Source organism: Achromobacter spanius (genome assembly GCF_029637605.1).
Lineage (GTDB): Bacteria > Pseudomonadota > Gammaproteobacteria > Burkholderiales > Burkholderiaceae_B > Achromobacter > Achromobacter spanius_E.
Genome location: NZ_CP121261.1, coordinates 4,378,806 through 4,389,572, shown reverse-complemented (window position 1 = coordinate 4,389,572; position 10,767 = coordinate 4,378,806). Strand labels below are relative to the sequence as shown.

General features: G+C 62.1%; 9 protein-coding genes. 5 read left to right on the top strand and 4 right to left on the bottom strand.

Going from position 1 to position 10,767, the window contains the following annotated elements; genetic code table 11:
* Window positions 1–35 precede the first annotated feature (35 nt).
* Window positions 36–428, bottom strand: a complete 393-nt coding sequence (locus P8T11_RS19635; RefSeq protein WP_268080453.1) for a TssQ family T6SS-associated lipoprotein — start codon at window positions 426–428, stop codon at window positions 36–38.
* A gap of 154 nt (window positions 429–582) precedes the next feature.
* Between P8T11_RS19635 and P8T11_RS19630 the strand changes: the two genes are divergently transcribed.
* On the top strand, window positions 583–1,866 hold the full coding sequence (locus tag P8T11_RS19630) for a serine/threonine protein kinase (RefSeq protein ID WP_268080454.1): 1,284 nt from the start codon (window positions 583–585) through the stop codon (window positions 1,864–1,866).
* Between the two features lie 18 nt (window positions 1,867–1,884).
* On the opposite strand, the gene P8T11_RS19625 is transcribed toward P8T11_RS19630, so the two are convergent.
* Genes P8T11_RS19625 through P8T11_RS19615 form a run of 3 tightly spaced genes read right to left on the bottom strand, consistent with a single transcriptional unit; the run spans window position 1,885 to window position 6,080 of the window.
* On the bottom strand, window positions 1,885–4,209 hold the full coding sequence (locus P8T11_RS19625; RefSeq protein ID WP_268080455.1) for a CHASE2 domain-containing protein: 2,325 nt from the start codon (window positions 4,207–4,209) through the stop codon (window positions 1,885–1,887).
* Between the two features lie 10 nt (window positions 4,210–4,219).
* On the bottom strand, window positions 4,220–5,329 hold the full coding sequence (locus P8T11_RS19620; protein ID WP_268080456.1) for a FecR domain-containing protein: 1,110 nt from the start codon (window positions 5,327–5,329) through the stop codon (window positions 4,220–4,222).
* Window positions 5,330–5,363: 34 nt separating this feature from the next.
* The gene (locus P8T11_RS19615; protein ID WP_268080457.1) at window positions 5,364–6,080 is read right to left on the bottom strand and encodes a response regulator transcription factor; all 717 of its coding nucleotides are present in this window, start codon (window positions 6,078–6,080) and stop codon (window positions 5,364–5,366) included.
* 261 nt (window positions 6,081–6,341) lie between these two features.
* Between P8T11_RS19615 and P8T11_RS19610 the strand changes: the two genes are divergently transcribed.
* From P8T11_RS19610 to fusA, 4 genes are all read left to right on the top strand, one after another.
* Window positions 6,342–7,043: a response regulator transcription factor gene (locus P8T11_RS19610; protein WP_268080459.1), complete on the top strand. Its 702-nt coding sequence runs from the start codon at window positions 6,342–6,344 to the stop codon at window positions 7,041–7,043.
* A 561-nt stretch (window positions 7,044–7,604) separates the two neighbouring features.
* On the top strand, window positions 7,605–7,982 hold the full coding sequence (gene rpsL / locus P8T11_RS19605) for a 30S ribosomal protein S12 (protein WP_005017264.1): 378 nt from the start codon (window positions 7,605–7,607) through the stop codon (window positions 7,980–7,982).
* A 166-nt stretch (window positions 7,983–8,148) separates the two neighbouring features.
* Window positions 8,149–8,619, top strand: a complete 471-nt coding sequence (rpsG, locus tag P8T11_RS19600) for a 30S ribosomal protein S7 (protein WP_006216561.1) — start codon at window positions 8,149–8,151, stop codon at window positions 8,617–8,619.
* An 18-nt stretch (window positions 8,620–8,637) separates the two neighbouring features.
* Window positions 8,638–10,740 carry an elongation factor G gene (gene fusA / locus P8T11_RS19595; protein WP_268080460.1) on the top strand — a complete coding sequence of 701 codons (2,103 nt, stop codon included), beginning with the start codon at window positions 8,638–8,640 and terminating at the stop codon, window positions 10,738–10,740.
* Window positions 10,741–10,767: the final 27 nt, after the last annotated feature.

Genomic DNA, 10,767 nt, shown 5'->3' with positions numbered 1-10,767 from the left:
TGTCTACGCTTTTTGTTTACGGTTTGTGCATGGGATTACTTCGCGGCCTGGCTGCGGGCCTTCAGGAAGACGGGTCCCCAGGACGGATGCCCGGCTTCATTCGGTGCTAGTTCGAACGCGGGATCCAGCGCGAGGATGCGGGCAAAGCTGTCTTCGCACAACTGAGCGTAGCGGCTCACGCAATAACTGAACGCCTGCAGCTTATAGGCCTCGATGCGCACCGCCTTGGTCGATGAGGCCAAGGTATCAGAGGTGGCGACGGTTCGGATGACCTCCCCATATCGGCCCGCGCCGTAGGTGTCCCGGACTTGTTGCAATTGAGCCAGTGCCTCGGCGCTTGGCGGGCTTTCGGGGCGCGACGAGATCCCGGCGCAGCCCGCCAGCACTACTGTCGCGCCGAGCAGACTGCTCAGAAGGCGAATTTTCATAGCTTATAAGGGGGGTAGGAAGAGTGGGCGAAGCGTCATCGTGCCACAGCCTGATGCGCTCGGACATTTTCGGCAATGTCCTGGTGTTGCGGATTGGATAATATTCACACTATTCCATCTTCGCATCACTCCGCGCATGAGCGCAATTACCATCATGTCTTCCTCCACGGGCCTCTTGACGCCGCGTGGGCCGTTTTCAGGCGCCGCGCCGCTTGCCTTGCGTCCATTGAGCGCGATCGCCGCCAGCATGGCGGGGGGCGTGCCGGAATCTCGCATCAAGCGGCTTGTCTCCGACCTGTTGCCCTCGCTGATCGCCCTGCATGCGCAGGGTGAGATTTGTGGCGATATCTCGCTGGACACCGTGGGGATGGACGAGAACGCGCGCGCCCATTTGTTGCCTGAACTGGTTGTTGCACGCTCGCGCCGTGCGAGCCGCAGTCCGACGCCGGGGTTTGCGCCGTTTGAGCTATATACCGATTCCATGGAATGGCCGAGAGGCCCGTGGAGCGACATTTACGGCTTGTGCGCCGTCATGTATGCCTTGGTCACCGGGCATCGGCCGCCGCCCGCTCCCGAGCGGCGCGCGGAGGACGCCTACGAACCCTTGGCGTCGCTGGGCCTGTCCAAATACAACCCGGAATTTCTGTCCATCATTGATGGCGGCCTGGCGATGCTGCCGACCGACCGGCCGCAGACGCTGGCCGAGCTGGCCGCCCTGTTGGGAGTGGCCGCGTATATCGAGCCGTCTCCCGCCGAGACAGACCCCGTCGCTGGCGCCAACACGGCTACGCCGCCCCCCGTGGCGGCTGCGCGCAAACCAAGCCGCAATCGTCGCCCGCTATTGGGGTTGCTGGCGGTCCTGGCCTTGATCGGCATCGGCGTTTATGGCTGGTTCCACTGGGGTAAGGGCGCGCCCAATGCGTTGATCACCAGTTCTGAAATTGTCATGCCCAACCCGCCGGCCGTGCACCCGATGCCGCCCGCTGCCGTGCCGCCGGCAGACGTGCCCGCAATGTCTGGCGCGCCGCAACAAGTGCCAGCAACGCCTTCCGCCGCGCCGCTTGAGCCGGAGACGGCTACGCCATCGGTTGTGCAGAACGCGCCGGACACGGCGTCCGAGCCAACCGAGCCGCCTGCGGCAGCGATCAACCCCAGTGTCCAAGCCCCGCCCCCCGCGGATGCGGCCACGGCTGGCGACGAGGTTGCCAACAAGCCCAAACCTCTGGGTGTGCCCGTGCGGGTGCGCCTGGACATCCGCCCGTGGGGTGAAGTATGGGTCAACGGCGTGGCGCGCGGCATCAGCCCGCCAGTCAAGGAAATACGCTTGATACCCGGCAAGTACCAAGTGGTGCTGCGCAATGCGGACCTGCCGCCGTACCGGGGAACGCTTGAAATCAAGGCTGGCAAGCCGGCGGTGATTTCCCACATCTTCCAGTGATGCGCCGGCCTGGCTTGGTTACTTCCCGTCCTCGGCATCCGGCGCGACAGGCAAGCACAAGGTAAACACCGACCCCACGCCAATTTCGCTGCTGACTTCCACCGTCCCGCCATGGCGCTCGGCCACGGTGCGCACGAATGCCAGGCCGAGGCCGGCACCGCCCACGTCATTTCGCGTTTCGACGCCTACACGCGAAAAGGGATCGAATAGCCGCGCCAGATCAGAGTCGGCGATACCTTGCCCCTGATCCTGGACGGTCACCCGCCAGAATTCCATTGACTGTTCGATACCGCATTCGACGCATGTCTGGGGTGGGCTGTACTTGATGGCGTTGTCGATCAGATTGCACAGCGCGCGCATCAGCAGCGTTTGATCTCCGCGTGTGTAAGCAATCGGCAGCGGTGTGCGCACGCCTAGCGTAATGCCGCGCTTGTGCGCGGATGCCCAGAACTCGTCCACGCCATCTTGTAGCAAGCTGCCCAGATCGAGCTCGACCGCACTGATCGTCATCGATTCCGCGCGCGTCAGGTGTACGAAGTCATCAACCAGATGCAGGGTTCGGTTGGCAAGTGTGGCGATGCGAGCAAGGGTTTCGCCCTGCCCATCCTGGATGCCGGATTCCTGCCTCATCTCGACAAGCGCCAGGATGGAACTTTGCGGCGCGCGCATGTCGTGCGAGATGAAGCGCAGCGTCTCTTCGCGCTGGCGTTCGGCTTGGCGAATGCGCGAGATATCCGTCAGCGTGGCGACGGTGCCGGCGAAGTTGCCTTCGGCGGTGTGGATCGGCGCACACTTCAAGATCAGGTCGCGCCCCGCGTAATCGCGTACTTCCAGATCCGCCGTCCAACGCGACGTGCCATGGGTGGGAAGATTGCCGCGCAGTGCGTCGGCCACGCGCTGCCGAGTCGTGTCGTCGGAAATGGTCTTCTCAAGCAGGTGCGTGGCGGGGTGCCCCACGCGGGGCGGGCGCATACCCAGCCGCTGGAAGTACATGACCGCCGCCTGATTGCGAAACTGCATGTGGCCCTCCTGGTCGAAGACAAGCGTCGCGTCGGGCATGCCGTCCAACCCATCTGCCAGGAAACGCCGCAGGTTGCGCACGCGCTCGAGCGCGCGCTGCAATTCGCCAACGCGGCTTTCCAGTGATGCATTCGGCCCGGTCAATTGGGCGCGCGCCTCGTTCAGCACGGGTGGGTACTCGCGCTGCAGCCGGCGTAGTTCATGGTCCATGTAGCGCAGCGCTGCCTCCTGGCTACGCCAACTCCATAGCGGATAGCAAAGCGCTACACCGACGAGGGCGGCGGTCGGTGCGAACCACAGGCTGGCGTAGGCCAGCAGCAACCACGATGTCAAAAGGAGGCACGCAACGAGCGCAACACTGACCAGCAATGCCCGCTTGGGCGACAGCCGCCACAGCGCCAGGCAGGCCAGCAGCACGGGAAGTGCGGAAAATAGCGCGTTCCAGGCGGCGGGTGGGCGATGGTAGGAGACGCCGTCGCGGGCAGCCTGCATCAGGTTGGCGATGATTTCCACCCCCGACATGCCGCTCAAGTCATGCGATACCGGCGTGGGGTAAGCGTCGCCTAAACCGGTTGCCCAGGCGCCCACCAGCACGTACTTGCCGCGCAAGGCCTCGGGTTTCAGGTCGCCTCGCAGGACGGACAAGTACGAAACGGTGCGCATGTGGCCAGCGGGGCCCGCGTACGGGATCAGGATGTCGCCGCTGGGACCCGCCCGTCGTAGAAACTGTTCCACCGCTTTGCCTTGGCCGCCGACCTCCAGCATGGAGAGCGCCAGGTGGTTGTAGCGCTTGCCCGCGAATCGGGACGTCAACGTGGCTTCACGCACCACGCCGTCAGGATCAATATGTGCGTTGATGAGGCCTGTTGAAGCCGCGGCGTTCGCCAGTGCGGGGATTGGCGCCGACATCGCGGAAGGATTGTTCAGGCGGTCCAGAACAACCGGCAGCACCGTCTGGCCACTGCGCTGGATGCTCTGGGCAAGCAGCAAGTCGTCGTTAGGATTGACCGTGTCGCTTTCCGCGAAAATCAAATCCAATCCGATCGCGCGGGCACCTTGAAGACGGTCCAGCAACGCGGCGTGGATCGCGCGCCGCCAGGGCCATCGCCCCAGCGTCTCGATACTGGCGTCATCAATGGCGACGATCAGGATATCTGGATCGGCCGGACGCCCGGTCATCGTGACGGCGCGGTCGTATAGGATCTGATCGACCCGGCCCAAGCCATTCAACAAGCCCAGCAAAGCCGCCAGCGCTGCCAATATCACCGTCAGCCACAGCCCTGAGCGCGAGGTCCGGTCGAGGGCGTCGGGGGCGTCGGCCATCGGGCGGGGCCTAGTATTCGGTCAGCGTGATGAGTCCGCCTGTGCCGCTGCTGACCCCCAGGCCGAACGAGGTCATCAACGGGTTTGCGCCTTCGAACGTGGCGACCGCGTCTTGTCCGCCCAGGCCCAGATCGTCGACCGCACGCACCGAAACGTAGAACGTGCCGGCACCCGGCCCGCTGAAGCGGATGCTGTTCGTGGCGAAGCTGACCGACGATACCGGCAGCGCACCGTCGGCATCGCGCGAAACGCGCACCAGGTAGCTCTGTGCACCCGCCACCGGCGGAAAGGCGCTGGTCCAGACGCCGCCGCCCATGCGTTCAGGCGGACTGAGTTGCGGCGCCGCCAGCAGCTCGCGCACGCCCGACACGCTGCCGTCACTGCGCACCGCCGCGCCATAGCCGCGCGCCACCGAGACAGGCTTGGAAGGCGCGTTTCCCGGCGCATGCGCCTGCAGCCGCACGCTGCCTTCCAGCACTTCGCTGTGCACGCCGCCGGCGCCGCTTTGCACGCGGAATCGTGTGCCCCGCACGCCCGTGACCGCAACTGGGGTCCTGATTTCGAAGCGGCCTACGCCTTGGCCGGCAGGGGCGACGGTGGATTCGACGCTGCCCCGCTGGACATGGATGACGGAGTCGGTGAGCGCGGTCCCTTCGAACTGGCGCAGCCGGGTCAGTTCGACCGAGCCGCCCGCCGGCAGGGTGAGCTTGGACCCATCGGCCAGTTCGAGAGTCACAAAGCCGTTGGGCGAAGTCACCACCGTGCTGCCTTCAGCCACATTGACTCCCGGTTGCAGCGACTTGCCGTTCAGGGCGGCCTGGCCGCTGACATGCACCACGCGCGCTTGGGCAGGGCGCTCAGGAATCATCGACAGCGGAATCCGGAGTTCAAGCCCGATAGGCAGCAACTCGGGGGTGACGACCTTGTTCAGGGTCTGCAACCGCGTCCAGTTCGCCTGATTGCGCGTGTACTGAGTGGCCACGTTGATCAGGGTGTCTCCCTGACGTACGCGGTAGATGAAGTCGTCGCCCAACGCCCCAGCGGGCTGGCTGCGCACGACCGTGGAAACGGACAGGCAGGAAAGCAAGGCAAGCAGGGAAAGCGCGCGGCAGCGGCTCATAGGAATCGGTTCTCCAGGAATGCGTGCGTCGCTTTTACGACGGGCTGGCCGGGGTGTCTTCCGCGGCGCTGTTCAGTTCAAGCCGGTAGCCAAGCGCATAGGACGAACTCAGGCGCACGCCGTGTTCCGGGCGTAGCTGGAGTTTCTGGCGGATGTTGGAGAGGTGCGTATCCAGTGTGCGCGATGTGGCGGGGATCTCGCGGTTCCACACGCATTCGGCAATCACGTCGCGCGACATGAGCCGGCCCAGGTTACGAAAGAACAGCAGTGCAAGATCGAATTCCTTGGGCGCCAGCGACACGGCGGCGCCGTGTAGCGAGATCACTCGCGCGGCGGGCTCAATGCGATAGTGCGCCACGTCGAAAGCGTCCTCGGCCGGTTCCGCGATCTGGCTGCGTCGCAACAGCGCGGCTACGCGGGCCAGCAATTCCAGGGGGCGCAGCGGTTTGACGATGTAATCGTCGGCGCCTGCGCGCAGCCCTTCAACCAGGTCGTCTTCAGAAGACCGGTTGGTCAGAAAAATGACGGGGACGCGGGGACCGATATTGGCGCGCAACCAGCGCACCACATCGTCGCCATCGATATCTGGCAGATGCCAATCCAGCAACACCAGATCGAAGCTCTCCGAGCGCAGGGCAGCCAGCAGGTCACGGCTCTGGTGATAACTCGAGCAGGTGTATCCCGCGGCAGTCAGCACTTGGTGGATGCGCCGGGCTTGGTCAAGATCGTCTTCCAGCGACGCAATCTTCATCAGAAAAGTCTCGCGGAGGTTTGCTGCGCAAGTTCGCCGTTGGCGACCCTACTGCAAAGGTGAGCGAATTTGTGTAATCGAATGATAACTCGCGCGGCGGTGGGGCTGGCTACGTTGTGGCAAGAACTGTCAAACATTGCAAAGTTAACGAATCTTGACTGGAGTTGTTGCGTAACAACGCGCCACACTGTCTCAATCGTCCCACGCGAAGCGTCACAAGCGGTCGCTCGGGGCGGTGTCGGTCAGGGGGTTGAAATTGCCATGAATCAATTACGCATACTTATGATGTCGCCGGACGAGGTCGCGCGAAACGCCGCTGTGTCCGCTTTGCTGCAAGCCGGAATTTCCGCTCGCGGCTGTTCGACCTCACTCGAGCTGTTCGGCCTGCTCAATAGCGGCGTTTACGATGCCGTTGTCCTGGATGTCGGGACGTTGGGCGAAATCGGATACGCACTCGTGGCCCGGCTGCACGGGTCTTCGCCTATGGGAATCGTGGTGACAGGTAGCGGTGTTTCCGTGGATAGCCGGCTGCGTTGCCTGCAAAGCGGGGCGGATGCCTGCTTGCCCGATCCCCAGGACGCGCGCGAGCTCGCCTGCATCCTGCTGGCGCTGGCGCGGCGCCTGCCTCCCAGCAAAGACACTCCCGCAACTGAAGAGGCAGTGACCGGCCAATGGGAACTGCGCGATCAGGGCTGGACACTGGTGGCCCCCTCGGGGGCGACGATTTCGCTGTCGGCCAATGAACGCCTGATCGTGCGGTCGCTGCTCGAGGTGGCGGGCAGGGCGGTCGGACGTTCAGAACTGGGCGATGAACTGCGGGTCGAAGGAGGCGGTGCGCGCTCCAGCGGGTCGCGCAGCATCGACGTCATCGTCAGCCGACTGCGTCGCAAGGCCGAACTGGCGGGGGTGATGTTGCCGATCCGCACTGTCTACGGCAGCGGATACCTGTTCGCCGACCGGTAAGCCGTCTCCTGGCGCTACACTGCAGCATCCGTAGATCTCTCATGGTTTACCCGAAGTCTCCCCCGCTGCGGGCGGCATTTTCGGCCATGTTGTTATTTCAGATCTTTGCGGCTACGCGGCCCCATTTTCTGCAAGCGGAGGTCAAGTTGCCGGGTTTTCACCAGCATTTCATAACCGCCACGCCGCGTCGCTTGACTTACAAATCTCTTTGACAGTACGCCCAGATCTCAGTTATGCTAAAGGGCTTACTGCTTTATTTCGCGCGCAAAATCTGTCCGCAAAAGGCAAACAGTTCAAGAGCTTAGTCAGAGTTTGAAACCACGGGTTTGAAACCAAGGTGCGTCACGAGCCTTTTGTTTCGGGTCCATGGTTGCGACTTAGCGTCTTGGCTGCCCGCCGCTGTCGGTTTTGTGCGTTTGTCATAGTTTGTTGGCAAGCCCGCTCTTTTACGTACATGAACGTTTGAGGCGGTTTTGCGCGAACTGCCTTCTCCGAAAGACACTCTTCTGGAGACGAGTACGTAAGTACTTACCAGTGGTACGTAAAAGGGATTTCAAGGTCATGCCTACCATTAGCCAACTCGTGCGCAAGCCGCGCGAAGTCAGCATCATCAAAAGCAAGAGCCCCGCGCTCGAAAACTGCCCGCAACGCCGCGGCGTGTGCACTCGCGTGTACACCACCACCCCCAAGAAGCCGAACTCCGCTCTGCGCAAGGTTGCCAAAGTGCGTCTGACCAACGGTTACGAAGTCATTTCGTACATCGGCGGTGAAGGCCACAACCTGCAAGAGCACTCGGTGGTTCTGGTGCGTGGCGGTCGTGTCAAGGACTTGCCCGGTGTGCGTTATCACATCGTGCGCGGTTCCCTCGACCTGCAAGGCGTCAAGGATCGTAAGCAAGCCCGCTCGAAGTACGGCGCCAAGCGCCCGAAGAAGGCTTAATAACGAGTCAGCAGTACCCCCGTGTGGCGGAAGCCCGTCACTAGGGAAGTGCGACCGCGCCCTCCGGCTTTTGGGATGGAGCGCGGCACGTAAGGGGTCGTCCCAATGGGCGGCCATGGCCGTGTAATGAAACACGGTTCAACTGAACAGACACAAGGAAGCAACAATGCCCCGTCGTCGCGAAGTACCCAAGCGCGAGATTCTGCCCGATCCCAAGTTCGGTAGCGTCGAGCTCGCCAAGTTCATGAACGTCGTCATGCTGGACGGCAAGAAGGCCGTCGCCGAGCGCATCGTTTACGGTGCCCTCGAGCAAGTGCAAACCAAGACCGGCAAAGAGCCGATCGAAGTTTTCAGCCTGGCGATCAACAACATCAAGCCGATCGTCGAAGTGAAGAGCCGCCGCGTTGGCGGTGCCAACTACCAAGTGCCGGTTGAAGTGCGCCCCGTGCGCCGCCTGGCCCTGGCTATGCGTTGGCTCCGTGAAGCCGCCAAGAAGCGTGGCGAGAAGTCGATGGATCTGCGTCTTGCTGGCGAACTGATCGACGCCTCCGAAGGTCGTGGCGCCGCGATGAAGAAGCGCGAAGACACGCACAAGATGGCAGAGGCCAACAAGGCCTTCAGCCATTTCCGCTGGTAATTTAAGGACTAATCCACCATGGCCCGCAAAACCCCGATCGAGCGCTATCGCAACATTGGTATCTCTGCGCACATCGATGCAGGGAAAACCACCACGACCGAACGTATCTTGTTCTACACCGGCGTCAATCACAAGATTGGCGAAGTGCATGATGGCGCAGCCACCATGGACTGGATGGAACAAGAACAAGAGCGTGGCATCACCATTACGTCGGCAGCTACGACGGCGTTTTGGCGTGGCATGGCGAAGAACTATCCCGAACACCGCATCAACATCATCGACACCCCGGGTCACGTGGACTTCACCATTGAGGTGGAACGTTCCATGCGCGTCCTGGACGGTGCTTGCATGGTCTATTGCGCGGTGGGTGGCGTTCAGCCCCAGTCCGAAACCGTGTGGCGCCAAGCCAACAAGTACGGCGTGCCGCGTCTGGCCTTCGTCAACAAGATGGACCGCACCGGCGCCAACTTCTTCAAGGTCTATGACCAGCTGAAGAACCGCCTGCGCGCCAATCCCGTGCCGATCGTGATCCCGATCGGTGCCGAAGACACGTTCCAAGGCGTGGTCGACCTGGTCAAGATGAAGGCGATCATTTGGGACGAAGCCAGCCAAGGCATCAAGTTCGACTACCACGAGATTCCCGCCGAGCTGGAAGGCCTGGCCAACGAATGGCGTGAAAAGCTGGTTGAAGCCGCCGCTGAGTCGTCGGAAGAGCTGATGAACAAGTACCTGGAAACGGGTGCCTTGGACGAAGCCGAAATCAACCTGGCCATCCGCCAACGCACCATCGCTGGCGAAATCCAGCCGATGTTGTGCGGCACCGCCTTCAAGAACAAGGGCGTGCAGCGCATGCTGGACGCGGTCATCGACTACCTGCCTTCGCCCGTGGATATTCCCGCGGTTGACGGTCAGGATGACGAAGGCAATCCCATCACGCGTGAAGCTGACGACGGCGAGAAGTTCTCGGCGCTGGCATTCAAGCTGATGAGCGATCCGTTCGTGGGTCAATTGACCTTCGTGCGCGTTTACTCGGGCGTCCTGAAGTCGGGCGATACGGTCTACAACCCCATCAAGGGCAAGAAGGAACGTATCGGTCGCATTCTGCAGATGCACGCGAACAACCGCGAAGAAATCAAGGAAGTGTTGGCAGGTGACATCGCCGCCGTGGTGGGTCTGAAAGACGTGACCACCGGCGAAACGCTGTGCGACACCGACTCCCACATCCTGCTCGAACGCATGATTTTCCCCGAGCCCGTGATTTCGCAGGCCGTGGAACCGAAGTCGAAGGCTGACCAGGAAAAGATGGGTCTGGCGCTGTCGCGTCTGGCTCAGGAAGATCCGTCGTTCCGCGTGCGCAGCGACGAAGAATCCGGCCAAACCATCATTTCCGGTATGGGCGAGCTTCACCTGGAAATTCTGGTCGACCGCATGAAGCGTGAGTTCGGCGTTGAAGCCAACGTCGGCAAGCCGCAAGTGGCCTACCGTGAAACCATCCGCAAGACCTGCGACGAAGTTGAAGGCAAGTTCGTCAAGCAGTCGGGCGGCCGTGGCCAGTACGGTCACGTGGTGCTGAAGGTCGAGCCGTTGGCTCCTGGCGGTGGCTACGAATTCGTGGACGCCATCAAGGGCGGTGTGGTTCCTCGTGAATACATCCCCGCGGTGGACAAGGGCATTCAGGAAACGCTGCCTTCGGGCGTGTTGGCTGGCTACCCGATCGTCGACGTCAAGGTCACGCTGTTCTTCGGTTCGTACCACGATGTGGACTCGAACGAAAACGCGTTCAAGATGGCCGGCTCCATGGCATTCAAGGAAGGTCTGCGCAAGGCCAGCCCCGTGCTGCTGGAACCGATGATGGCCGTTGAAGTCGAAACGCCGGAAGACTACGCTGGTACCGTGATGGGCGATCTGTCCTCGCGTCGCGGCATGGTCCAAGGCATGGACGACATGGTCGGTGGCGGCAAGACCATCAAGGCTGAAGTGCCCCTGGCCGAGATGTTCGGTTACGCCACGAACCTGCGTTCGTTGACGCAAGGTCGTGCCACGTACACGATGGAATTCAAGCATTACTCCGAGGCTCCCAAGAACGTCGCTGACGAAGTCATCGCCGCTCGGGCCAAGTAAATAACCCTAGCCAGGTCCACCCATCCG